Source organism: Rhodococcus sp. 06-1474-1B (assembly GCF_002258885.1).
Taxonomy (GTDB): Bacteria; Actinomycetota; Actinomycetes; order Mycobacteriales; family Mycobacteriaceae; genus Rhodococcoides; species Rhodococcoides fascians.
In genome coordinates this window covers 276187-301664 of the sequence record NZ_NOYR01000008.1, presented here as the reverse complement: position 1 = coordinate 301664, position 25478 = coordinate 276187, and the positions used below count along the sequence as shown (strand labels likewise).

At 64.3% G+C, this 25478-nt stretch carries 18 protein-coding genes and 1 pseudogene; 10 read left to right on the top strand and 9 right to left on the bottom strand.

The genetic code is table 11. The features are described 5' to 3' along the window. Nucleotides 1-340: 340 nt before the first annotated feature. The 3 genes from CH266_RS02795 to CH266_RS02785 are packed head-to-tail and all read right to left on the bottom strand — an operon-like array spanning nt 341 to nt 2555. Entirely contained in the window at nt 341-742 is a 402-nt protein-coding gene (locus CH266_RS02795) for a RidA family protein (protein WP_027497684.1), read from the bottom strand. Next, nucleotides 739-1536 (bottom strand): IclR family transcriptional regulator, encoded by a 798-nt coding sequence (locus CH266_RS02790; protein ID WP_051365195.1) that lies wholly within the window; start codon nt 1534-1536, stop codon nt 739-741. The genes CH266_RS02795 and CH266_RS02790 overlap by 4 nt, the downstream gene beginning before the upstream one ends. Further along, nucleotides 1533-2555 carry a sugar kinase gene (locus CH266_RS02785; protein WP_094714638.1) on the bottom strand — a complete coding sequence of 341 codons (1023 nt, stop codon included), beginning with the start codon at nt 2553-2555 and terminating at the stop codon, nt 1533-1535. The genes CH266_RS02790 and CH266_RS02785 overlap by 4 nt, the downstream gene beginning before the upstream one ends. A gap of 114 nt (nt 2556-2669) precedes the next feature. On the opposite strand from CH266_RS02785, the gene CH266_RS02780 reads away from it, so the two are divergent. From CH266_RS02780 to CH266_RS02765, 4 genes are read left to right on the top strand one after another with little or no spacing between them, the layout of a single operon-like run. After that, nucleotides 2670-3953, top strand: a complete 1284-nt coding sequence (locus tag CH266_RS02780) for an alanine racemase (RefSeq protein ID WP_094714637.1) — start codon at nt 2670-2672, stop codon at nt 3951-3953. Between the two features lie 16 nt (nt 3954-3969). Beyond that, the gene (locus CH266_RS02775; protein WP_094714666.1) at nt 3970-5580 is read left to right on the top strand and encodes an N-acyl-D-amino-acid deacylase family protein; all 1611 of its coding nucleotides are present in this window, start codon (nt 3970-3972) and stop codon (nt 5578-5580) included. Further along, nucleotides 5577-6215 carry a bifunctional 4-hydroxy-2-oxoglutarate aldolase/2-dehydro-3-deoxy-phosphogluconate aldolase gene (locus CH266_RS02770; RefSeq protein ID WP_027497688.1) on the top strand — a complete coding sequence of 213 codons (639 nt, stop codon included), beginning with the start codon at nt 5577-5579 and terminating at the stop codon, nt 6213-6215. The genes CH266_RS02775 and CH266_RS02770 overlap by 4 nt, the downstream gene beginning before the upstream one ends. Further along, entirely contained in the window at nt 6212-7654 is a 1443-nt protein-coding gene (locus tag CH266_RS02765; protein ID WP_094714636.1) for a GntP family permease, read from the top strand. Before CH266_RS02770 ends, CH266_RS02765 begins: the two co-directional genes overlap by 4 nt. Here the strand turns inward: CH266_RS02765 and CH266_RS02760 are convergent. Both CH266_RS02760 and CH266_RS02755 read right to left on the bottom strand, forming a co-directional pair. Then, nucleotides 7571-8797: a hypothetical protein gene (locus CH266_RS02760; RefSeq protein WP_052054990.1), complete on the bottom strand. Its 1227-nt coding sequence runs from the start codon at nt 8795-8797 to the stop codon at nt 7571-7573. The genes CH266_RS02765 and CH266_RS02760 overlap by 84 nt on opposite strands. Before the next feature lie 57 nt (nt 8798-8854). Further along, nucleotides 8855-10036 carry an NAD(P)/FAD-dependent oxidoreductase gene (locus tag CH266_RS02755; protein ID WP_094714635.1) on the bottom strand — a complete coding sequence of 394 codons (1182 nt, stop codon included), beginning with the start codon at nt 10034-10036 and terminating at the stop codon, nt 8855-8857. 267 nt (nt 10037-10303) lie between these two features. On the opposite strand from CH266_RS02755, the gene CH266_RS02750 reads away from it, so the two are divergent. Next, on the top strand, nt 10304-10573 hold the full coding sequence (locus tag CH266_RS02750) for a hypothetical protein (protein WP_032364406.1): 270 nt from the start codon (nt 10304-10306) through the stop codon (nt 10571-10573). Nucleotides 10574-10739: 166 nt separating this feature from the next. Next, entirely contained in the window at nt 10740-11147 is a 408-nt protein-coding gene (locus tag CH266_RS02745; RefSeq protein ID WP_032372903.1) for a VOC family protein, read from the top strand. 6 nt (nt 11148-11153) lie between these two features. Here the strand turns inward: CH266_RS02745 and CH266_RS02740 are convergent, their stop codons facing one another. Then, on the bottom strand, nt 11154-12128 hold the full coding sequence (locus CH266_RS02740) for a sigma-70 family RNA polymerase sigma factor (protein ID WP_027497693.1): 975 nt from the start codon (nt 12126-12128) through the stop codon (nt 11154-11156). A 90-nt stretch (nt 12129-12218) separates the two neighbouring features. Here CH266_RS02740 and CH266_RS02735 point away from each other — a divergent pair, with 90 nt between their 5' ends. From CH266_RS02735 to CH266_RS02720, 4 genes and pseudogenes are all read left to right on the top strand, one after another. Further along, complete coding sequence (locus CH266_RS02735; RefSeq protein WP_027497694.1) at nt 12219-13199, top strand: GTP pyrophosphokinase; 981 nt, start codon at nt 12219-12221, stop codon at nt 13197-13199. A gap of 50 nt (nt 13200-13249) precedes the next feature. Continuing rightward, on the top strand, nt 13250-14722 hold the full coding sequence (locus CH266_RS02730) for a DUF2079 domain-containing protein (protein WP_255175819.1): 1473 nt from the start codon (nt 13250-13252) through the stop codon (nt 14720-14722). A gap of 138 nt (nt 14723-14860) precedes the next feature. Next, nucleotides 14861-16003: pseudogene (locus tag CH266_RS02725) on the top strand (sulfite reductase subunit alpha); the annotation flags it as partial. A gap of 79 nt (nt 16004-16082) precedes the next feature. Further along, entirely contained in the window at nt 16083-16925 is an 843-nt protein-coding gene (locus tag CH266_RS02720; protein ID WP_094714633.1) for a TY-Chap domain-containing protein, read from the top strand. Between the two features lie 4 nt (nt 16926-16929). Here CH266_RS02720 and recD read toward each other — a convergent pair whose 3' ends face one another. From recD to recC, 3 genes are read right to left on the bottom strand one after another with little or no spacing between them, the layout of a single operon-like run. Beyond that, entirely contained in the window at nt 16930-18792 is a 1863-nt protein-coding gene (gene recD, locus CH266_RS02715) for an exodeoxyribonuclease V subunit alpha (protein WP_032389545.1), read from the bottom strand. Further along, nucleotides 18789-22121 (bottom strand): UvrD-helicase domain-containing protein, encoded by a 3333-nt coding sequence (locus CH266_RS02710; RefSeq protein ID WP_094714632.1) that lies wholly within the window; start codon nt 22119-22121, stop codon nt 18789-18791. The genes recD and CH266_RS02710 overlap by 4 nt, the downstream gene beginning before the upstream one ends. After that, nucleotides 22118-25396 (bottom strand): exodeoxyribonuclease V subunit gamma, encoded by a 3279-nt coding sequence (gene recC, locus CH266_RS02705; protein WP_094714631.1) that lies wholly within the window; start codon nt 25394-25396, stop codon nt 22118-22120. Before recC ends, CH266_RS02710 begins: the two co-directional genes overlap by 4 nt. Between the last annotated feature and the right edge of the window lie 82 nt (nt 25397-25478).

Below are 25478 nucleotides of genomic sequence, written 5' to 3'. Positions count from 1 at the left end.
AAGCGGATGGCTGATACATCGAATGCTTTCACCAAATAAAATTCGGCACTGACATTCATCGACACACTGTTGAGTTCTCAAAGAACACGCACACACCATGGTCACCGTGTGAACGGCAACGTCCGGGGCTTACACGCTCGAACCCCAGACATGGCTGATAACCTCTGCCTTGTCTGGGTTGTTCAGGACGTACTCCGTACAACCTCGTTGTCCCGGTTTGTGAAGACCGGGTCGGTGTCCGTGTCGCTCTGACTCGACAAAAGTTACGCGAAGACCAACGCTTACGCAAATCGCCTGGTCAGATGTAATTTTCGTGTGAACATCTAGGTCGAGCGTGCAGTCAGACGACGGCGATGGCGTCTATCTCGACCAACATCTCCTCGCGCGGGAGTCCCGTGAACACGGTCGTGCGGCTCGGCAGCACGTCGCCTGTCGTGTGCGCCGAGACGAACTCGCCATAGGCGTCGTTCATGATCGAGAAGTCCTCACGCTTGGTCAGGTACACGCGCAGCATGATGACGTCGTCGAACGTCGCCCCGCCGGCTTCCACGATTGCCTTGACGTTCTCCAAGGTCCGAGTGGTCTGCGCGGCGACGTCACCTGGGAACAGGTATTCGCTCGTCGCCGGATCCACCGGGCCCTGACCGGAAACCTGCACGAACGGCCCTTTCCGCACCCCCTGGGAGAAGGTGTGTGCCGGGGCCGGGGCACCGGTGGTGCGGATTTCGATCTTTTCGCTCATGATTTTCCTTCCATCGAACTGTCGTTTGTCAGTGGGCGGTCATATCGATCGGGCGGCCGCCAGCCCAGTCCTTCGGAAATTGCCGCTGCCGTGCCGCGCACTGCGGGCAGCGCAGCCAGTACCTGCTGATGGTCGAGCAACATGTCCGGTACCGACATGGACACCGCGGCCACCACATCTCCGGTCCCGTTGCGCACCGCGCAGCCGATGCAATTGACGAAAGACTCGTGTTCTTCACGGTCCTCCGCAAAACCCTGCTGGTCCACGAGCTCGAGCTCGCGCAGGTACTGCTCCGGTGTGCTGATCGTGCGTTCCGTGAACGGCGTGTACGTGATGCGTCGAGCGATCTCTTCTCGTTCGGCGCGCGGGCGGCCTGCGACCAGTATCTTTCCCACCGCGGTGCAGTGCAGCGGTGCCGGCCGGCCGACGCGTGAGTACATCCGCACGCTCTGCTGTGCGTCGAACTTGTCGATGTAGATGACCTCCCCCGCCTCGTACGTGGCCAGGTGCACCGTCTGGCCCGTGTCGGAGTTCAGTGCAGCGAGATGCGGTCGCGCGACGGTGCGCACGTCTCGCTGCTCGAGCGCGTGATTTGCGAGCTCGAACAGCCTCGAACCGAGTTGGTACCGGTGATCTGCTCCATGGCTGACGAACCTGTCCGATTCCATGGTCCGAAGCAGTCGCAGCACCGTCGTCTTGTGTACACCGAGGACTGCGGCGAGTTCGTCGAGTGACTTCGATCCGTCCCCGAGCAAACCCAGGATCGTCAGCGCCCTCGACAAGCTCTGGCTCACGATGCCGCCTCGGTGTGCACCGCTGCCACGGCCGCGTAGTCGAGTGTCGCCCATGCATTGTCGTCGATTCCGGCCAGTGCTGCCAGTTCGTCGTGCGGCAGGACTTTCGCCACATCACCGTGGCCGGTCAATGCGCCTGCGGCACAGAGATGTCCGAATCGCATACGCTGCGCCGCGCTGTATCCCATCAGCAACGCGGCCAGAAAGCCGCCGGCGAAAGCGTCACCTGCACCGATCTTTTCGACGACGTCGAGTGTCAATGCGGGGACGTCGACTCGCGCGACGCCCTCGAATGCCGTCACGGTATGTGCATCGTTCTTGATCACCAAATGACGGGGCTCGGGAAACATCTCGCGTAGTTCCACTGGACTCGATGTCCCGAACACCGAAGCGGCCTCGTCGGCACCCATCGACACGATGTCGCTACCGCGGACGTGCTCACCGAGGACGCGGGCCGCGTCGTCCGAACGCCCGGCCCACAAGGCCGGCCGATAGTTGAGATCGAAGCTGACAGTGGAGGGGCGGGCCATGAGGCTTCGCGTCAATTGTTCCGCAGTGGGTGAGATGGCGACGGTGATGCCGGTGAAATGGACGATGTCGGCGCAGTCGATCGACGCTTGCACCTCGTCGTGAATATCGTTGGGCGAGAGCGCAGTAGCAGCCGAAAGAGACCGGTAGTACGTCATCGCACTGTCTCCCAGAGGCAGGTCGTGACGGCGATCGGACCCCGATCCGCGCTCCTTGATGTAGAGGCCCGTCGGCCGCCCGTTATCGACGATCACGCCCGACGTGTCCACACCGGCAGTGTCGAGTTCCGCGACCAGATATCGGCCGAACCCGTCGTCACCCACCCGCGAGACCCACGCAGCCTCGATTCCCAGTTGGACGAGGACACGAGCCACGTTGGCTTCCGCACCTCCAGCCGTGCGATGGAACGTCTCCGACCGTTCCAGTGGGCCAGGGTCCGCGACGAGGACAGCGAGGCCTTCGCCTACACACACCACCCGGGGGGCTGCCATGTCCGTCTCCTCGAACTCTTGCGGGAATGCATCGTTGGATGCAGACTACAAATGAAAGACACGATACGCAACCGTCGTTGCATATAGCGCAACGCAGAACTCGAGGAGACTGCCGTGATCGACACTGCCGGAGTCGAGGCGCTGAGTCGACGACTCCTGGGGCCCGAACACAAATCGCTTCCAGCGAGATCGTGGGGACAGAGCGCCGAGAGCTTTCTGGCCACCGCGCCGCGGCTGTCGGAGTTCACCACCCCAGTACTCACCCTCGACAGGACACGCATCGCATCGAACGTCGATGTGATGGCGCAGTGGACCGAGAAGGCGGGCGTCCTCCTGGCACCCCACGGCAAAACGACCATGGCTCCCCAACTGTGGAAGCAGCAACTGGATGCGGGCTGCTGGGCCATCACCCTCGCTACCGGTTGGCAAGTTCAGGTGGCACGCGCATTCGGTGTAGAGAGAATCGTTCTCGCCAATGCCGAAGTCGATCCTGTTGCTCTGAATTGGGTTGCTGCCGAACTGGACTCGCATCCCGAGTTCGAGTTCTACTGCTGGGCGGACAGCGTCGCCACGGTGCGAGAGATGAACCGCATCCTTGCCGATCACGGCGATCGACCGGTGTCCGTCGTCGTCGAACTCGGCGGCGAGCACGGACGAACCGGCGCGCGAACAACCGAGGAGGCCGTCGCAGTAGGACGGGAGATCGCCGCGTCACCGCGCCTCGCACTGGCCGGTGTGGGCGGCTACGAGGGTGCCCTGAGCCACGACCGTTCCGAGGCCGGTCTCGCGGCAGTACGCACCTACCTCGACACTCTCGCCGCACTACATCGCACCTTCGATGCCGAAGGACTGTACGGCGATCACGCCATTGTGACCGCAGGCGGGAGCGCGTACCAGGATCTGGTGGTCGAACGCCTGCATTCTCTGACCTCGGGCAACGGCGTGCGCACCGACGTCGTGCTCCGATCCGGGGCCTATGTGGCGCACGACGACGGCTTCTATTCGCAGATCTCACCGCTGACTCCCGCCCGAACCGAGACGCCGTTGGTTTCTGCGATGCACGGATGGGCGCGAGTGGTGTCACGCCCCGAGCCCGGCCTCGCATTGCTGGACGCAGGTAAGCGCGACTTTCCTTTCGACGAAGGAATGCCCGTCCCGCAACGTGTTCGAGGTAATGAAGTCCTGGATCAGGGCGCGGAGGTGACGGCACTCAACGACCAGCATGCTTTTCTTCGACTACCGGCAGACGACGCCGACGCACTTCCGGTGGGGGCGGTGCTGCGGCTCGGCCTCTCGCACCCCTGCACTGCGTTCGACAAATGGCGTCTGATTCCCGTCGTGGACGACTCGGACAGCGACGACCCACTCGTGGTCGATCTGATACACACCTTTTTCTAGGAAGCAGAACTTGATGGTGGACACACTATTTCGCGGGTTCGACGTCATCGACGGCACCGGTTCCGCGCGGCTGCGTCGGGACGTTCTCGTCCGTGATGGCACCATTGCAGCACTCGTCGAGCCCAGAAGCCTTTCCAGTGCAGACAGAATCGTCGATGCAGCACCAGGTCACGTCCTGTCCCCCGGCTTCATCGACATGCATGCGCACTCCGATCTGGGGTTGCTGACCGATCCTGGGCACTTCGCCAAGATCAGCCAGGGTGTCACCACCGAGGTGATCGGACAGGACGGCATCGCGTACGCGCCCATCGACGATGCGACGTTGGACGTCATTCGGCGACAGATCGCCGGGTGGAACGGCAATCCCGTCGATCTGGACTTCTCCTGGCGGACGGTTGCCGAGTATCTCGCCCGACTCGATCGAGGCATCACTCCGAACGCTGCATATCTGGTTCCGCAGGGAACGCTGCGCTACCTGGCCGTCGGTGCCGATCGACGTCCCGCAACGCCGTCCGAGATCACCCACATGCAGGAGTTGCTGGCACAGGGTCTGCAGGACGGTGCCGTCGGAATGTCGAGCGGACTCACTTACACACCCGGAATGTATGCCGACACAAGCGAATTGCGAGCACTGTGTGAGGTAGTGGCAGACTTCGGCGGGTTCTATGCTCCCCACACCCGGTCGTACGGCGCGGGTGCACTCGACGCCTACCAGGAGATGCTCGATCTCTCCAGAGAAACCGGATGCGCCCTTCATCTGACCCACGCAACGATGAATTTCGGTGTCAATCGTGGTCGGGCACGTGAATTTCTGGACCGTGTCGACTCCGCGATCGCCGACGGCTGCGACGTCACGCTCGATACGTATCCGTACCTACCCGGGGCCACGACTCTGTCTGCGCTGTTGCCGAGTTGGGCGATGTCGGGTGGGCCGGACCGAGCGCTGGAACGACTCGACGATCCGGCCGAGCGTCGCCGCATAGCGCAGGACGTCGATGTCGACGGCTCGGACGGCTGCCACGGAGTCACCGTCGAGTGGGAGACGATTCAGCTCAGCGGAGTATCGAACCCGGAACTCGACCGGTACGTCGGTCGCACGATGGCCGACATCTCGTCGGACGAAGGGCTCGAGCCGGTCGACGTGTTCTTCGACTTTCTACGCCGCGACGCTCTGGCCACGACCATCCTGCAGCATGTCGGGCACGAGGAGAACGTTCGCGAGATCATGCAGCATCCGCGCCACATGGGCGGCAGTGACGCCATTCTCGTAGGCGAAAAGCCACATCCGCGTGCGTGGGGAACGTTCCCCCGCTATCTGGGCCACTACGTGCGGGACGAGCAACTGCTCTCACTCGAGGAGTGCATCAATCACCTCACGGGTCGTCCGGCTGCACGGTTACGACTGCGCAGGCGCGGCACGATCGCCGTGGGTCATGCTGCCGATCTCGTGGTGTTCGACCCGGACACCGTTCGAGACACCGCCACGTTCGAAGAGCCCAAACAGCAGGCCGAGGGAATCAGCCACGTGATGGTGAACGGCTCGTTCGCGATAGACGATTTCGTCCCCACCCACTCCTTGGCAGGCCATGCCCTGCGTATGGACTCAGCCAGAAAGCAGACGTCGTGAATGCATTGACGGCAATTCTCGAAGACCGCGCACTCGCCGTGGTGCGCGCGCCGCACATCTCGGATCCCGCCGCACTCGCACACGCCCTGGCCGGCGGCGGTATTCGCGCTGTGGAGCTCACGTTCACCACGCCGGGAGTCCTCGACCTCATCCGCGCCGCATCCGATGCGGGTGCCATCGTGGGGGCCGGAACGGTCCTCACAGCCGATCAAGCCCGGGCCGCCCTGGACTCGGGTGCCAGTTTCGTCGTGACACCCGGGCTGCGGTCGGACGTCGCCGCCGTGGTGACCGCCGCGCGCATACCGCTGATGATGGGGGCACTCACCCCGTCCGAGGTGATGACCGCGCTCGACCTCGGTGCAGACGCGGTGAAGATTTTCCCGGCGCGCACCGTCGGACCGGCCTATTTCAAGGATTTGCTCGGTCCGTTCCCGGATGCACGTCTGGTCCCGTCCGGCGGCGTCAACGCCGCAAATGCCGCACACTTTCTGGCAGCCGGAGCAGTGGCAGTAACTGCCGGCACGGATGTGGTACCGCCGAATTCTGTTGCTACCGCTCAGTGGGACGACATCGCAGCACGAGCCCGGGCATTCGTCCACGCCATCGAAACCGCCAACGAGAAAGAACTGTCATGAATTCTGCCGTCGACTGGCTGAGAACCTCGACACCCGGCCTTCTGGTGCTGTGCGGCATAGCAATCGCCGTGTTGCTCGTCGTGATCATCAAGATCAAACTGGAACCGTTCGTCGCACTGCTCATCGTCGGACTCGGCCTGGCCCTGGCTGCCGGTCTTCCGGTCAATCAAATCGTCGGAACCGCGATCAAGAGCAACGAGTCGTTGCTCGAGACCGGCTTCGGCGGAATTCTCGGGCACATCGCCGTCATCATCGGCCTCGGCACCGTACTGGGGGCCATACTCGAGAAGTCCGGCGGCGCACAGGCGTTGACCGCCAAGTTGCTCGGAATATTCGGCGAGCGCGGCGCACCCGTCGCGATGGGCCTGCTGGGATTGATCTTCGGTATCCCGGTGTTCTTCGACATCGGCATCTTCGTGCTCGCCCCGCTGGTGTACGTCGCTGCGCGCCAAGGCGGAAAGTCGCTGGTGCTGTACGCGTTGCCGATGCTCGCCGGCTTGTCGATGACGCACGCATTCTTGCCGCCGCACCCCGGGCCGGTGGCACTCGGTGGACTGCTCGAGGTCAATCTCGGTTGGCTGATCCTGTTCGGCTTCATCTGTGGCATACCCGGATTCATCGCTGCAGGCCTGGTGTGGGGAAACTGGATCGGTAAGCGGATCATCGTCGAGGTTCCGGACGACTTCATCAACGACGGGGACGACTCGCCCCGCGACTCGAACGGTGGCGCCGGTGCCGTCACCACCGCACGACCGGTGGTCACGACGCCTCCCTCGGTGGGCACCATCGGCGCGATCATCGCGGTGCCGCTGGTCCTCATCCTCGGTGCCACCTTCGGCAGCATCCTGCTCGACTCGGGCAATCTGCTCGAAGTGCTGACATTCTTCGGCACTCCGGCCGTCGCACTTCTCATTGCCGTGCTGATCGCGTTCTACGTTCTGGGCATCCGCCGCGGGTCCACCGTTCAGGAGCTGAGCAAGCTCACAGGTGAGTCGCTGCGCCCGGTCGGCATGCTGTTGCTCGTCGTCGGCGCGGGTGCTTTCTTCGGAAAGGTCATCTCTGCCACAGGGATCGGCACCGCACTGGCCGACACCATGGCGGCGGCAGGTCTACCGATCATCGTCCTGGCGTACATCATCAGTTGTGCACTGCGTGTCGCACAGGGTTCGGCCACCGTCGCGATCGTCACCACCGGTGGCATCGTGGGCCCACTTGTCGCAGCGCAGGACTACTCGGCCCCCGCCGTCGCATTGATCGCCATGTCCATCGCAGCGGGCTCGATCATCGCGAGCCACGTCAACGACGGAGGCTTCTGGATCATCTCGAAGTTCTTCAACCTCACCGTCAAGCAAACGCTACAGACGTGGACCGTCCTCGAGACGATTCTGTCCGTGGTCAGCTTCGCGGTTGCCGGCATTCTCTTCGCGATCATCGCCTAGCTCGACGGCGCGGTCGGGTGTCGATGTCGGCACCTGATCGCGCCACTGGGAGTGCACCTGATCACCGACGAAATGCGTGTTCTCTGCCGACATCTCCCGGCTGCCCGACCGTCCGACGAGATCGTCGATTCGGTCGTCCAGGCTGTGGGCACGAGCCATGGCGTCCGACGTACGTGCTTCACCCTCCGAGGACTCGACCAGATCGGCCAAACGAACCAACGCAGCTACTCGTCCCGTCAACTGGGTCCATACAACTTCCAGTGCGCGGCGACGTGATTCGACCTGTTCCGCCGTGTCCTCGTCGACCATCGTCCGACCTATACGGATCAACTCGTCCCCTACCGAGCGCAAAGACGTTGCATCGACCGAGATTTCGGCGAGCTCGACGAACAGATCGACCTGGCTTCGCTGAAACTCGAAGTACGTCGACTGCCACGCCGGCGAGCGATGTATGCGATCGAACGAGGTGCCCGCGAGAAACAGCAGCGTGTCGTAGCGGTCCGAGAATCGGTCGTCTTTGCGATCGATCAACTGATCGACCACCCCGGCTGCCCACTGCACCCGTTTGTCGATGGGCGTTCTACGTGCAAGCGTGCTGACTCGATCCTTTGCGGCGTCCGCCAACGTCAGACCTCGCTCGGCGAGCACCCCGTACTTGAGGGGTGCGGGCGTGTGCATCAATGCATCGAAGACCGCGTCGCGCTGTTCCAGGTCGAGATGAATACCTTCGCGACGTTCCTTACGTGCCGCGCGGACGCCGTTGGCGTAGTGCCGGTTCGACATCACCACCGTGGTTCGCAGATGCTCGATCCGCTTGTTCGACTCCGCGACTCGCAACTTGTAGACCAGGGCCGCGCCGGGCTTACCCGACGAATCCTTGGCACGCCATCGATCCCGCTCGTCCACCAACTGCCGCAAGGTTCCGAATCCCCCGACCGACGGGAGAGAACGCCCCGCACGCCACCGAGCGATGAGCACCGTTCTGGTTGCTTCATCGACCCTGCCCGCCGCGACGGCCGTTGCGGCGGCGTCGGACAACGGCTCGGAATGGCCGGGTAGCCGACAGTCGGCACAGAGGCGATGCACCCGGTCATCGAATCGAGCGCGCTGCTGTGCCGAATCGCCTGCATCGAACTGAGACATTATTTCTCCTCGGTCGCACCGCGGTCCGGCGTGCTCGCCGTCGAGTGTTCCAGAAGTTCAGATCAACCCCTTCAGGGTTTCCTCCGTGTGAGGCTTCTTCTCGGCCAGCAAGGTGCGCGCCTCGTCCAGCCCCTCCCAGACATTCCACATCAGTACCCCGCGCACGACGGCATCGTCGTCGAGGTAGTAGACGACGCCTTCTTTGCCGATCGTCTTCCAGTCCTCCACCGTGTTCATCGACGTTGCCACCGTTCCGATTGCCTGGTAGCCGTCGTCGTACACGTCGGAGTAGAAGTACGGGGTGTAGGTGTAGGCCGCGCCGGCACCTGCCATGTTGCGGCCCGCCGCTTTGCCCATCTCGGTTGCGTTGTCCACGTGCTCGATGCGTCGGCGACCGAGAATGGCGTCCGGATAGTTGGCCACGTCGCCGGCCGCGTAGATGTGCTCGTCCGCGGTGCGCAGGAACTCGTCGACGACGATGCCGTTGTCCACCTCGAGACCTACCGCCTCGGCCAGGTCTGTGCTGGGCCGGACGCCGAGGCCGAACACGACCCCATCTGCTTCCACCGCGGACCCGTCGTCCAATTGCAGTTGAACACGAGCCGAAGCCTCCGCACCCGACGTGACCTTGGTTCCTCGGCGCACGGTGACCCCGTGATCGGAGAACCCTTTGTCGAACCCGGCGGCCAGCGAGCGGGGGAACATGTGGCTGCCCACGACGTCGTCGGACGTGACGAGGGTGACTTTGACACCCTGCTGAGACAGCGCTGCTGCGATTTCCGTTCCGATGTAGCCGCCGCCCACCACCGCTATGTGCTCCGCGGTCTCGGTCAGTTCCCGCAACATCCGGTAATCGGCGAAGGTGCGGAAGTAGATCACTCGCGGACTGGGCGACAGGTCGATCTGCGTGGGCGCTGCGCCGGTTGCGAACAAGAGCGTTCCGTACTCGTGGTTCTCGCCGGCCGCTGTCGTGACCGCCTGCTTCGACCGGTCAACCGACGCGATACGCGTACCCGTATGGACCTCGGCACCGGTGTCCAAGGCGGTGCCGAGCGGAACCTGATCACGGCCGAAATCGCTGTCGGTCCACAACTTCTTCGACAACGCGGGGCGCGTGTACGGCTCGTCGGAATCGGCTCCGAAGATCCCGATGGAACCCGTTGCGTCGTGTTCACGAATCCCACGAGCAGCACTGTCGGCAACCATTCCGCCGCCGATGATCAGGTAGTCGTATCGCATCGCTCACTCCTTGCACGTGGGGGTATCGACGACCTGGCTACCCGGAACGGCGTGAGCGCAACCACTCCGACGCCTCGGTTCGGAAGGCCGGAGAAAATCGAACCGAACGAACTGTATGCAGCATCACACCCCGTAAAGGTTGGCCCAGGCCCGTCCAGTGGGCATCTTGGTTTGCGAGACGAAACATCGCGTTCACACATTTTGGGTTGTAACGGTTCGGCTCGGACGAACGACTCACACCTCAGGACGCGAACAAAAGGAGACGATGTGACTGTTCAGATCGATTCGCTCGCAGCCGGCACCAGCAATGCCGACAACGCGATCGCAGACGTCGACCAACTCTTCGACGAAGTTTCAACGCTGGACGCCAACATCCTCGACGCCATCGAGCGCCGCACCCGCTTGGCGCGCACCCTCGCTGCCGTGACGCCCGACGCCACCGTGTCGGACACCACAGCAGACCCCTACGCCGATCTCGGCAACGACGGCCGAGTTTTCTCGCGGATGCTTTCCCGCCTCGCGCAGATCACCCGGTAACGTCCTTCCCCCTTTATTTCGCAGTCCGCGACCCCGTCGAGCACGTCTCGGCGGGGTCGCGTCGTGTCTGGGCACGGCACCGGTGAATTTGTCGACGGACCGTTGTCAGTACCGGCACGACCGTTGTTCGACGGTCGTGCCGGTACCCGACGAATAGGTGTCATCCATGTCCCGTTTGCTGTTCGCCAATATGCCCGTCCGCGATGTCGTGGCCACCCGCGCATTCTTCGAGGGTCTCGGGTTCGAGTTCAACGACATTTTCAGCGACGAGAACACCGCCTCGATGATCGTCAGCGACCAGGCCACGGTGATGTTTCTAGCCACATCGAGGTTCGGGGATTTCATCTCCGATTCGATCTGCGACACGACGTCGGCTCGTGAGGTACTGATGTGTATTTCGGCCGACAGCCGCGCCGAGGTCGACTCACTCACGGACGCGGCCATCGCCGCGGGTGGATCGAAGTGGATGGAACCGCAGGATCATGGGTTCATGTACGGCCGAGCATTCCGTGATCTGGACGATCACGTGTGGGAAGTGATGTGGATGGACCCCTCGGCCGTTCCGACGAGCTGATGTCGCTCAGAGGCGGTCGGGCAGTCCGAATCGATCGAACAGCGACAGATCGAAGAAGCAGGCGACATGCCCGACGCCTCGAGCGTCGACGTCGAGAACGTGTAGTTGGAACGGTCGATGTATTCCGTCCTCGCCCACCATGTAGAGCCCGTACGCAGGTTGACCGTTCGCTGATGTCGCCACCATCCGCATGTCGCCCGCTCCCTGGGCGGGGCAGTTGTTTCGGATGAGCGATCCGATCGTCTCGGCTCCCTGATACCAGCCGACGAACGGGGGCATCTCCCACACCGCGTCCGAGGTGAAGAGTGTGACCAGCCGGTCGATGTCGTAACGCTCGAAGCACTCCACGTACTGGGCCAGGAGCTGGCGCAGTTCGGCAGATTCGATGGGTTCCACGTTGTCCAGTTCCGGAGCGATCTCTTCGAGTCGCTCGCGGGCCCGCTGCAGGAGGCTGTTGACCGCAGTGGTCGTCGTGGCGAGAACCTCGGCGACCTCGGAGGCCTTCCACTGCAACACCTCGCGCATCAACAGCACTGCGCGTTGTCTCGACGACAGATGCTGCAGCGACGCGACGAACGCGAGGCGAACCGACTCCCTCCCCACCACCAACGTGGCCGGGTCGTTCGAGTCGGCCAGATCCGAGTCGGCAATCGGTTCGAGCCACGGCACCTCGTTGTTCTGCACCAGCTCGTCGGTCGGGCCCGAACTCGGCGCGCCGAGTCCGGTAGGAAGCGGACGCTTGGCTCGCCCCTCGAGGGCGGTGAGGCACGTGTTCGTTGCGATTCGATACAGCCAGGTGCGCAGCGACGATCGGCCCTCGTACTTGGCGTACCCCCGCCAGGCGCGGATGTAGGTCTCCTGGAGCATGTCCTCGGCGTCGTGGATGGACCCGGTCATGCGGTAACAGTGCGCCAACAGCTCGCGACGGAACGGATCGAACTGCGCGACGAAGTCGTCGTTCTGCACAGATGCCACGGTCATGCGGAAGAGCTTAAACCGGGTTCGCCCGCATCGACGGCCGATCGCGCGCCACCGCCGGGATTGGTCGGGCCTCTGGGTTAACCTCGGCTCGTGACATCGCTCAGCAGCATCGACGACTTGGTAGAAGAGCTGTATCTGCATCGTCGTCGCGCGTGGGAAGCCGCACTCGTCACCGCACAGAATTTTCTCGAGACCATCGCCGACGAGATACTCGAAGATGTCGACCGAGACAGACTCAATGCCCAGACCGCGCGGATCAAGGACCCTGGCAGATCTGCCGACAAACTCCGTCGATATCTGTCCGAGGGACGCATCAGCGAACCGCACGACGCCGACGCCGTGGCCGACGCACTGCCCGATCTGGTCGGCATCAAGGTGCTGTGCAAGACCCCACGGGACCAGCTCTCGTTCGTCACCGCACTCGAGCGCGCGTGTACCGATCCGAAATGCTCGGTGCGGTTCGCGCAGCCGCCCACCGACTACGTCTCGTTTCCCAAGCCGAGCGGATACCGGGCATATCACGCTGTGCTTGTCGTACGAGTGGCCACTCATCAGGGCGACCTCGACGTGAAGGTGGAGGTTCAGGTCAAGACGCGGCTGCAGGACGCGTGGGGCGAGCTGACCCATGAGGACATGTACAAGCCCGGTGAAGCACTCAAACCGACCAAGAAGCACACCGATTACGCCGCGCACATGGCGCACCTGCTCGATCAAGTCGACGCCATGGCCGACGATCTCGCCGCGCAGCTCGACTCGCTGACCGCCGCCTCGAAGGACGGCAGCGTGGTGGCACCCGACCCGATCCCCAAGGACCCCGATTTCATCCGGGCACGCGTCACGCGCACCGGCCCCCGCTACGCCCTGGCCGTCGGTCCGGACGGGCGCCGTGGGCTCGTCCCCGCACGGTCGGTCAAAGCCGTGATCGGCTCGACCGATCGCATCGCAGTCAACGATTACCTCGAGGTGGGCGACTACATCGACGTCGTCGTGGAGGACTCGGAGGACGCGCTGTACTACCACCTGACCTCGCAGCCGCCGCGGCGCACGCAAGGGAAGAAACGCAAGCGCTGACCGGCGTTTCTCAGGAAGATCTCACGTCGGTCCGGTAGACATGCCATCTCGTGACCACTACCGAGCAATCCCAGGTCGTCACCAACGGCGATAGCGTCGCCGCAACTACGACCGGCACACGCGTCATCGGCCGTCTGCGCAGGAGACTCCGGTCTCCCGATGTGATGGTCCCGACCGTCGCGTTCGTACTCCTTGCATCGCTGTACTCGACGATGTCCGTTCTCGGCCACCGTCAACTGCGCACATCGGGCTTCGACCTCGGAATATTCGTGCAGCAGGTCGCGTCGTACTCGCAGTTTCGGGCTCCGACCTCAGATCTGCTGGGCACCGGCTACAACACCCTCGGTGATCACTTCTCGCCGATCACGGCCCTGCTGGGTCCGGTGTATCGCGTCTTCCCTCATGCCGAGACGCTGCTCGTCGCTCAGGCGGTTCTGTTCGCGCTCGCGGTGATTCCGATCAGTCGATTGGCGGTGCAGAAATTCGGCACTGTCGTCGGAACAGTGATTGCCGGCGCGTTCGGCCTGTCGTGGGGCGTACAAGCCGCGCTGAACTTCGACTTCCACGAAGTGGCCTTCGCGATGCCGTTACTGGCAATGTCCCTGGTGGCTCTCGTTCGCGAGCGCTGGGTGCCCGCTCTGGCCTGGGCTCTTCCGTTGGTGTTCGTCAAAGAGGACATGGGTTTGACGGTCGTCGTCATCGGCGCGCTGGTTGCCCTGTTCACCACCGGCCGCCCTCGCATCCTGGGCGCGATGACCGCGGTGTGGGGGCTGACCTGGGTGATAGTGGCCGTCAAGGTGATAGTTCCGGCGCTGAGCTCCGACGACTCGTACGGCCAGGGCTCGAAATTGCCGCCCATCGGCGAAGGGATCGCCGATACCGCGCACGGGCTGGTTGCCGGAGACTCCCGTGCCGCAACGGCGTTTCTATTGCTTGCCGTCACGGGGTTCTTCGCGCTGCGCTCTCCACTCCTGCTGGTCGCAGTACCGACGGTTGCCTGGCGTTTCCTCAGCGACAACACCAACTTCTGGAAACCGATCTACCACTACAACGCCATTCTGATGGTGATCGTCTTCGTCGCCCTGATCGACGCCTTGGCACGCAGCGAGCGCCACGCCCAGCTGACCGAACGAGGTCGACGAGCGATCGTCGCCTTCGTCGCTGCGTTCGCACTGGTGGCACTACCGTTCCTGCCCATGTCGCGGATGGTGCACGCCGAGGAGTGGCGAGTCGATCCACAGGCAGCCACTGCCCGCGACATCTCGGCGTGGATCCCCGCCGGTGACCGCGTTGCGGCGTCGAACAACCTCGTGGCACAACTCGTCGCCGACCACGACGTCTCGGTGTTTCCGCAGCGACCGACCGACTCGACCGTCCCGGATTGGATCGTCGTCAACCGAGAACGGCCCGCGGGTTGGCCGACCGACGAACGCGGCGATCGGCAGGCGATCGACCGGGCACTGACCACCGGATACGACGTCGTCTACTCCGTGGACGGTATCGAGGTGCTGCACCGCAACTGAGCGGTCCCTACTAAGGTTTCGATCAGTTCGGGCATTTCGATACCGCAGGGTTCGCGAACTCTCGACATTCGACCGATCACGACAGCTACGGCAAGGCAGGTACAGGACATCGACGCTCGAACCGGCGACCTCGGCACCACCCGAACAGCATCGAAGCGGTCACCGTGGAATCGGAAGAATCCGTACCGCGCACAGGTGTCGAGCAACCGATTGCTGTCCGGTCCCACCTCTGCGAAAGAAGTACGACACTTCTCGATCGACCTCGGTGACAGCGGAATCACCTACGAGGCGGGAGACGGATTCGGCGTCAAACCCGTCAACGACGCCGCACTGGTCTTGGCCGTCATCGACCGTCTCGGTGTCCCCGCAGACACGGCCGTCCACACCAAGTCCGGAGAAATCACCCTCGCCCAGGCCCTGACCACCGAATACGAAATCGGCATACCGTCGATGGACCTGATAGAAGCCATCGCCGAGCGGGCCGGTGATGCCGAACTGGACCACGTGCTGCAGAACGGCGACCGGGCGTCGTTCGACGCGTGGACATGGGGACGCGACGTCGTCGACGTTCTCGACCTCGATCGGTCGGGTGCTCTCGACCCCGCCGAATTCCTGGGCCTGCTCCGTCCCCTGCAGCACCGCGTCTATTCGATCTCGTCGTCGCCGACAGCGCACGAAGGAAGCGTTCACCTCACCGTGTCGACCGTGAGATACCGATCGGCCGAGCGAGATCGCGGCGGGGTGTGCTCGACGTACCTGGCAGATCGCGTCGGCAACGCGCAGGAAGCGGGAGTGTTTCTCTCGGCCAACAAGTCGTTCCGACTCCCTTCCGACGACACTCCGATCATCATGATCGGTCCGGGCACCGGAGTAGCACCGTTCCGTGCGTTTCTGCACGAACGTCGGGCTCGCGGTGCGTCGGGCCGAAACTGGCTGTTCTTCGGGGACCAACATCGAGCGAGCGACTTCCTCTACGAGGACGAACTCACGGACTTCGAGCGTGACGGTCTGTTGACCAGGCTGGATCTGGCGTTCTCGCGCGACCAGTTCGAGAAGGTCTATGTACAGCACCGCATGCGCGAGGCCGGAAAGCAGCTGTACGGCTGGCTCGAAGAAGGCGCACAGATCTACGTCTGCGGAGACGCGTCACGCATGGCGCAGGGAGTCGACGAGGCACTCCACGAGGTCGTCGCCGAACACGGTGGGCGCTCCTCCGACGCCGCGGAGGACTACGTGAACGACCTCAAGCGCGCCAAGCGCTATCTGCGCGACGTCTACTGACGGGCCGTTCTTGTCGGACCCCCTCGCTACCGTCACGGGCACAGCAATGAAGTTCTCGTCCGAGTAGAGGGTGTGCACCGTGAACGCAGTGCAGAACGACCATTTCGACTTCACCACCGCGCGTGCATGGGGCACGTTCACCGAGAATCTGCACGCGCACCTGCGGTCGCTGCCGATGCGGGACTACATCACTGTGACGGCCGCGCAGGCCAGCCCGGGCGAGCGCGGGCTCCGGCCGTACATCGACATCGCAGCAACTCGAGACGGGGCTCTGGTGTCGATCGCGTCGCTGCCCTCGCTGCTGTATCCAGAGGCACCCGAGTCGGTCACCCTCGACGTTCAGTTGCTCGACTTCGGGTGGCTTGACCGAGGCAAGCCCGTCGCAGACGGGTCGGTCATCGATCTCACGCGAACGGATTCGAGGGCCGACGCTGCTCTCGTCGCCGAAATGGTGACCCGGGCGTTCCGCGAGCTGTGGAACGTTCCCCATCCGTCGTTTCTCAGCGTGTGGGGCGTCGCCGCAGACGGAGCCGCCTCGGGGCCGATCGACCTCCAGCGCGGAATCGTCGGCGTCCGGTCCAGCACTGCCGGGGACAGCCGTGTCGACTCGACACCGACCGATCCCCCGTTCGACATCACCGACGTTCCCGACGAACTGCGATCACTGCACACTCTGTGCCAATTGACCGGTCGCAAACTCGACGCGCAAACAGTGCACTCGGTGTGCGTGGGGGCGGACATCGACGAACTCGGTGTACACGCCGTCGCCCTGCATCGCTCGGCTGCCGCACACTCGGACCGCAGCGCAGCCGAGGGAACAGGCACCTCGATCGCGGTGTGGACGGGACTGGCCCGAACCTGGCTGTTGGTTGCCCGCAGTATCGCAGCTGCAGCCGGATCGGACCGGCACGCCTGTCGCTGAACTGCTACAGAATCCTTCGCCGCAATCCGCTGGCCCGCAGGACCTGACGTTCGACTCCGGCTCGGATGGCCTCCTCGGTGCCGATCACCCGTACATGCGACCGCGCACGGGTGATCGCGGTGTAGAGCAACTCGCGAGTGAGCAGAGTCGATGCCTCGGCGGGCAACAGAACCGACACGGTGTCGTACTGGCTGCCCTGGCTCCGGTGAATCGTCATCGCGTACACGGTCTGGACGGCAGAGAGGACGTTCGGGTGAATGAGAACGTGGCCGCGACCCCGCGCGAAAGCAGCCATCGGAGTTCCGTTCTCACCCGACACCACAACACCCGTGTCTCCGTTGTAGATTCGCGCTTCGTGATCGTTGGCCGTCACCAGCAGCGGCTGACCGGGGTACCAGTAGGCGGGGTCGAGGAAGGCCTTGTTCGCTTCTCCCACCCACTCGAGTGCCAGCCGATCCCACAGCGCAACGCCCCACCGCCCCTCACGGTGCGCGCACAGAAGTCGATGCTTCTCCAGTCCCAGCAGCGCCGCGGCGGCGTCACCGCGGGTTGCCGCCGCTGTGACCTCGGCGGCGGTGTCGACCACGTCGGCCCGCAATGCGTCGGTGTCCTCGGGTGCATGGAACGAGATCTGGTCGTCACCGGATTCGAGTAGTTTCATCACCTCGTCACCGCGGCCGTCTCGAACTGCGACGGCCAGACGGGCGATCGCGCCACCGAATCGTCGACCGCGGCTGAGCCGAACCACTCCGCCGCGCAACCTGTCTCGCTCGAACGCACTGAGCGCCGCCTCGTCCGGATCCTCGGCTGCGTCGAAATCCGCGTCGACCAGGTGCGCCAACACAGGGTTCTCGGTGCCAGTGACCGGCCTTGCGACGAGGTCGGCCAACACTGCTCCGGCATCGACGGACGTCAACTGATCGGGATCGCCCACCAGTATCAACCGCGATTCCGGTCGAACTGCTTCGAGCAGCCGGCACATCATCGTCAACGACACCATCGACGTCTCGTCGATGACCACCACGTCGTACGGCAGTCGATTGTGGGAGTCATGACGAAACCTGGTCTTGCTGCCCGGTTTCCACCCGAGCAGGCGATGCAGAGTCATTGCTTTCAGTTCTGCCGGGAGACCCAGCAGTCCCGCTTGCTCGGCCACCGACTCCTGCAGACGAGCGGCAGCCTTGCCGGTGGGGGCGGCAAGACCGATTCTCACATCGCTGCCGTGTTCTCGAACCAACAGCGCCAGAATTCGAGCCACCGTGTGGGTCTTACCGGTGCCCGGCCCGCCCGCTATGACCGTGGTCCAGTGCGTCGCCGCGAGGGCTGCTGCAATCCGCTGTCGATCGGGAGGGGTGGTGGGTGCGCCGGATTCGTCGATGAACAATTCGGCCAACGCACGGTCGATCTTTGCACCGTCGACGACGGGGTGCGACTGCGATCGAGCGTCGAGTATGCCTCGAACTGTATTCTCCTGCAGGTGATATCGATCCAGGTACAGCAGTTCACCCAGGTCGGTGCGCACCAGCTTCAGCGGCGTCAGCGGCCCGTTGGCGCTGCCGAGCACGAGCGGGCTGACCGCCAACGCGTCGAGAACGTCGGACAGATCGGGCCAGGGAAGAAGGCTCGGATCCACGTCCGATTCCTCGTCCACCGTGACATCCCGCAGTCGCTGCAGGTCGAGACATATCGATCCGGATCGCACTGCGCGCACCGTCAGAGCCGTGGCGAGCAGCACCGGTTCGGAGGCTTCCCCGGCCAGGGCACCGAGCCGCAACGCCACGTGCACGTCGGCCGCTGTCAGTACACCGGCGTCGTTGAAGGACCGCAGAATTCCGCTGCCGCGCAGCGCCGTCGAGACACTCGTCATCGTTGTACCTTTCCGGCGAGTAGATCCGACAACTCGACCACCAGCGCCGCAGGCGGATCCCAGTCGAACACACCGCAGCCGGCCGGAGTCTGCGGCCCCACCATGCCCCGAACGAACAGGTACCGTACTCCGCCGAGATGCGTCTCCGGCCGGTAGTTCGGTTGACGCCATCGCAAATACCTGTGCAACGCAACGGCATACAGAATGGCCTGCAGCGGATAGTGCGACCGCATCATCTCCTGCGCCATCTTCTCGCGCGTGAAATTGCCGGTCGTCAGATCGCCTCGGGCCAGGCGGTTGGTCTTGTAGTCGACCACGATGTAGCGAGGGCCGGGTACCCGAAGAACGGAGTCGATACTTCCGGTGAGAAAGCCGCGCAGTGGGGTGGCTTCCACTGCATCGAGCAGGTCGGCGTAGTCCGCGAGGACATCCGCCGGGTCGAGATGTCGACGCAGCAGCTGCGCAACCGATGTCAGAGTCACGCTCGAGTCCACCGGGTCGTCGCCTCCGGCCAAGGGCAGCTCGAAATCCAACTCGGCCAGGTGGTCGTTCGGCGCGATGTCGGCCAGCGTCCCGAAGCCCAGCGGTGTCTGCATCACCGGCAACAGAGCGGCTGCCAGAGCCGTCGGATCGACATCTGCCATCCGTGAGGCAACGGCAGCTCTGCAGCGCTGCTCGAGTTCGGATAGTAAATCGGCTGCGGAGGTATCGACGTGCTCGAGGGCCTCGTGCACCAGGGTTCCGAATGCGGCACCGGCCGGCATGCCGTTCATCGGTGACGCGATCCCGTCAACGGGCTCGTCCGGGTTCGCGCTTCCCAGCGGAGGTTCGACAGGCTCATCCGCTTTCTCGGGCCTCTCGGCCTCACTGGTCACCCCCACCTCCGGCTCGACGGGCGACGCATCGTGCGCGTGAGCCGTCAAGGCCGAGTAGGACGTTCGACGCCACAGCAAATCCAGAGCACGCCCGAAGCGAGCGGCAGTGACGTCGCGGTGTTCCTCCTCGGGTCGAACCCACTGCTGATCCGAGGGTGGTGTGGGGCCGACTGCCTCGATCGAGATCAGATCCGCTGACGGACCGACCCAGGATTGCACGCGGTTGGCGGTAGTGGCGTCGTCGAGCACCTTGTACGACGGCTCCGGCTGCGCAATCCCCGGAATGCGGCCGAACAGCATGCGGTGCAACGACGACGTAGCAGTGTTGCGTCCCGGTGCCCACCACAACACCACCTGGCACTGGGCTCTGGTGAGTCCCACGTACAGCAGCCGTAGTTCTTCTCCGGCTTCTTCACGATCGTTGACAAGCTTTCGTGCTGCGTAGCCGGCCCCGGAGGGACCGCCGACGTCCCGGATGCGGTGGCCGTCCTCGTGCAGCAGCAGGGTCGACGGTGAGCTGAAGTAGAGCGTGTCCCAGGCGTACGGAAGGTAGACGACGGGAAATTCCAGCCCCTTGCTCCCGTGCGTGGTCATGATCTGCACTGCCGCCGAGTCACTGTCGAGCCGGCGACTGCGATCGGTGGAACCGCCGGCTGCCGGTTCCTTGATTCGATCGGTGAGCCACCGAGTGAGAGCGGTGATTCCGTACGATTCGGATACCGCTGCGCGATTGAGCAGTTGGGCGATGTGCCGCAGGTCGGTCATCGTGCGCTCCCCCGCCTCGACCGCGAGCAACCGAGCATCGAGACCCGACTGCGCCGACACCCGCTCGAACACTGCCGCGAAACCCGCCTCGTCGAACAGCACGGAGTACTCACGCAGCCGGCTGCTCACCTGCGACAGAGCGTCCTCGGCCCCGGAATCGAGTTGGGCGGCAGTCCAACCGAGCAAAGGTGTCAGGGCTGCGACTCTGACGCGGTCGGTGCGGTGCGGTTGTTCGATCGCTTGCAGTAGCCACAACCAGTGTCGAGCACTGTCGGTGCCGAAGACGCTGGTGCTGCTCGACACCACCGACGGCACACCCACTGCGTCGAGCGCATCTCGAATCAGCGCAACCTGTTTGGTCGTGCGAGTCAACACCGCGATGTCCCGCGGTTCGACCGTCCTCGGCCCGTCCGGCCGGTCCATGACGGCGTTCCCGGACAGGAGCGTCACGATCTCGGCCGCCACATCTGCAGCCACCCGAGAGCGGAGTCGATCCACCGCCGGGAATCCCGAACGCAACGGTCCTGCTCCGGTTCGGGGCAGATAGCGCAGCCGCAACGGAGGATGTCCTGTCATGCGCGAGAACGGGTTCCGCGCTTCGACGCGATGGACGACGATATCGTCGTGTCCGAGGGCGGCACCTCCGTAGAGATGGTCCAACGCGTCGAGGAGCCCGGAGTCGCTACGCCAGTTCGCCGTCAGCTCGTACAGATGATCGGCCGACTGCACCGCATCCAGATAACTCAGCACTTCGGCACCGCGGAAAGCGTAGATGGCCTGCTTCGGATCTCCGACGAGGATCAATGTCGTGTAGCCGTGAAAGGCCCGGCGCAGGATGTCCCACTGCATGGGGTCGGTGTCCTGGAATTCGTCGATCAACACGACACGGAACCGGTCTCGCACGCGCGCGCATGCTGCCTCCCCGTGCACGGGATCGGACAACACCGAGTGCAGCAGTCCGAGTAGATCGTTATAGTCGCGGATGCCGAGAAGACGTTTGCGACGCTCGACCTCACGGCGGGCCTCCCGAGCGAACTGCACCCGCAGGGCGGCTTCCCGGTTGCCGTCGTCACCGTCGAGGTCGTCGATGTCGGGGTACAGGATCGACTGTTGATCTCCGACGGCTGCCGCGGCCAGTTGTTGGGCGTCGCGTCGCCCGAACGGTGGTGCCTCGTCGTCGCCGCTGAACATCTGCAGATACAGATCGTCGACCACCTGCTCGAGCAGATCCGACACCGACTCGACGAACGTGGATTCGGGTTCGCGCTCACCCGCGATACCCAGCCCGTCGAGCATGCGTTGGCAGAAGCTGTGCGTGGTGACGATCGTCCCGGCGTCGAAGTCCGACAGCGCTTTACGCAGTCGCCGGCGCCGCCTGTCCACTTCCTCGTCGTCTGCCGCGGCGAGAAAGGCGACGAGAGGGTCGCGCGCACCACGCGCAGAGTCCGGATCACCGAGGTCTCGGGCGATCGACGCGAACCGGCTGCGGGTGCGATCGCGCAGTTCCTGGGTCGCGGCGCGACTGAACGTCACCAGCAGTAGATCCGAGATCTCGGCCAGTCCTTCGGCGATGTACCGCGCCGCAAGTCCGACGATCGCGTACGTCTTGCCCGTTCCGGCGCTGGCCTCGAGCACGGTCGTCCCGGTCGGCATCGGACCGAGGAGGTCGAATCCGCGTGCGGCGGTCATGCGTTCCCCATGTTCTCTGCGGTCAGCAATGGATCCCACAACCGGCGGGAGAGAACTCCGAAGCGGCTCTGCTCGTTCGCGGGGTCGGTCTCGTCGTCGAGAGGGCTCGGATCGAGCAACGTTCCGAACGAGAGCGACGGGCCGTGCACGTATCGCAACGATCGGTCGGTGCCGTCACCGAAATCGCCGCGCCACGCCCAACCGGCAGATTCGTAACCGTCCTCGATCGATCCGCCGCCGAACCGCTTCTCCGCGTAGGCAGCTGCCGTCCCGGTCGAGATCGGCAGCGGCGCAACCAATCCGCGATCCCGCAGGTCCACCACGTCGCGGAGTACCGCGAGGGGATTCGGAGGGGTCGTCAGGCGGGACCGGCGAGGCGGACGCATTCCGCTGGCGCGCCCGATGGTGACCGCGCTCCACTCCCCCGGCTCGGACGCTGCCACCGCCAGCAGACGCACCCACGCCGCGAGCCTGTGCTTGGCCGCCAGCCGTGAATAGGACGAACGCACGAGTGTCCGGTCGTGAATGCCGGTGACGGTACCGGTCAGACGTCGCCCATCACCGAGATCGACCACGATGTCGGTGGTCTCGGCCGGGCCTTCGTGAAACGGCGCGGCCGCGTCGGCGATGATTCCGACGACTCGGCGGATGTCGGACATCTCGCGTCGACCTTGATGAAACGGAGGCAACGTGCCGCGCCGCCACTCGGCGTCGGCGAATTCGCCGATGTCCGTGCCGGCCAGCACCGCTGCCAACATCCGATCGCCGATGTTCCACCGAGCCAACGGATCCAGTTCGATGTCGAGACTGTCCGCCAGATCGTCTTCGAGCTCGGGAACTCCAAACCCGAGACGTTGACGCAGAAACGCCTGAACCGGATTCTCCACGAACGCGATCACGTCGGCGAGTTCCACGTCGCCCGAATTCGCTGGGGGCAATGCATCTGGCAAGAACAACGGCACCGGTACGGACGGCCGCTGCTGAGACACTGCGCCTGCCAACGCCACCGTGTCGAAGCTGAACGGGTGTCGGGCCTCGAAATTGCGAGGATCGAAGGGCTGCAGTGGATGCCGGTGTTCGACGCTACGGCCGGCGGTCACGTCGAGGACGTCCATCAACTCGCGCAGTGGGATCGCGGGCGGCTTGGTCGATCCGTCGACGGGGTCGGCACCGGTGTAGAAGAGCAGTAGCTTTTCTTCGGCGGACATCACGGCGTCGAGCAGTAGCTGTCGGTCCTCGCTGCGGATGTCGCGTTCGCCGACGGCCGGGTCGCGTGCGAGGACGTCGTCTCCGTCGAGGCTGCCGACGCGGGGAAACACCTCGTCGTCGAGACCGAGAAGGATCACGACGCGGTGCGGGACCGATCGCATCGGCACCATCGTGCACACGGTGAGCTCTCCGGTGCGAAAGTTCGCTCGGGTGGGGCGGCCGGTGAGCCGCCCACCGAGCATGGCGCGCACGTCCGCCAGCCGCAGCTCGGCGGTGTCGCCGTGCTCGGTGGCCTCGGCGATCTCGCGATGCGCTTGCGCCAGTTGCCATTCGTCGGCGGTGGGCACGTCGGCAAGCAGATCGAGGGTGCGGCCGAGCTGCCGCGTCCATTCGGTCACGGGGGCGCGCCCGGACAGCGCCCGTAGTACCGAGGCGAGCCGGTCGACCAGCTCGGCGAATCGGCCCGCGAGCCCGATGTCGTTGCTGTCCACGTCGTCGAGGGGCAGCGCGAGGTCGAGATAGTCGTTCCCGCTCTCGTCCGCCGCCACTCCGAGGAGAATACGGTCGAGTGCGGACTTGAAGGTGTTCTGCCGAAAGTTGTTCAAACCGAAGGATTCTCGTTGTCGCACCGTCAAGCCCCAGCGGGCTCCGGACGTGGCGACCCATTCGCGGAGGCGTTCGAGGTCGTCGTCGGTGAACGAGAACTTCTGCCGCACCGGGCCGCTCGCCGCGAAATCGAGTAGTTCGCTGGCCGTCACTCGCCCCTCAGAGAAATCGAGCACCGTCGCCACCACATCCAGTACCGGATTGGTGCGACGCAGGCCCCGATCGGCAAGCCGGACCCGCAGTCGATGACCGGGATGCACCAATGTGGCCTGGCCGAAATTGGCACGGATCAGCGGCGCATAGGTCTCGACGTCCGGGCACATGACGAGCACGTCACGGGGTTCGAGAGTCGGGTCGTCGGCGAACAGATGCAGCAGAGACTCGCGCAGCACCTCGACCTGGCGGGCAGGCCCATGACATGCGTGAATCTGCACGGTGCCGTCGGCGAGCGCTGGATCGCCGACCGTCGTTGCGTGAGAGGGCACTTCGTCGCCGGCGATGTCGGATTGGATCGTTCCGAGCAAGGTCCGCGTTGGTCCGGGCCCTTCGTGGTGCACGGTGTGATCGGCGATCGACCCGATGGTTGCCTGCAGTTCCCGCACGTCGCGCGACAGACTCGCCAGCAGCGGGTGCTCGACGGCCAGAGCGGTCACATCGTCGCGCCGTCGGGTGGCCGCCGGGATGTCGGCGAGTGTGGACCACATCGACGGGCTGGGGTGTGGGATCCAGATGTGGACGTCGCGGTGGTGCGCGAGCGCGTGCAGGATGTCGAGCTGGTCGGCGGTCAGCCGAGTCGGACCGAACACCGACAACCTGAACGGTAGGTCCACCGCGTTCGGTTCCGATCGCAGTGTCGAACACGTATCGGGAAGGCGCTCGGCGGGACTCGGACTGCCGATCCGCTCGCGTACCAGGCTCCATATCCGCGGTTGCCACGTCAGGTCGTCGTCCAGTTCCTGGCCGAGCCCGTCGGTGAATCGTCCGGCGCGCCAGTCGCGCAGCATCTGGGGTCGCTGAGATCCATAGGCGCGGAACAGCTCCGCGATGTGCGCGGCCGTCGACCAGCGGCGCCCTACCCGATGATCGTCCGATCCCGAACCCAGATGCTTGGAGAGCACCGCGGCCCACGGTTCGGTGCGGCAGTCGTCGATCACCGACAGCGCGGTCCACAGCACTCGATTGTGAGACCACGGGTCGTCGTCGGGATCGATGCCGTCGACCTCGGAGATGGTGCGCGCGACCAACCTCGCCGGGCTCGGAAACTCGATGTTCGCGGCAATTCCATCACCGTCCGGAGCGCCCAGGACGCTCGACAGACGCTGGGTGAGCCACCGCTCGACACCTCTCGCCGGCACCGACACGATTTCGGGTACGAAGGCATCGGGCAGCGGCTCGGACAGTACATCGGCGAGGGCTGCAGCGAGCGTTCCTGCACGTTCGGCGCGGTGGAGCGTCAACACGGTCGAAGTCCCCTGCCTGCTCGTCTGAGAACGCCCGAATTCGGACTGGTGACGACCCTACTCGAGCCACCGACAAGTTCTG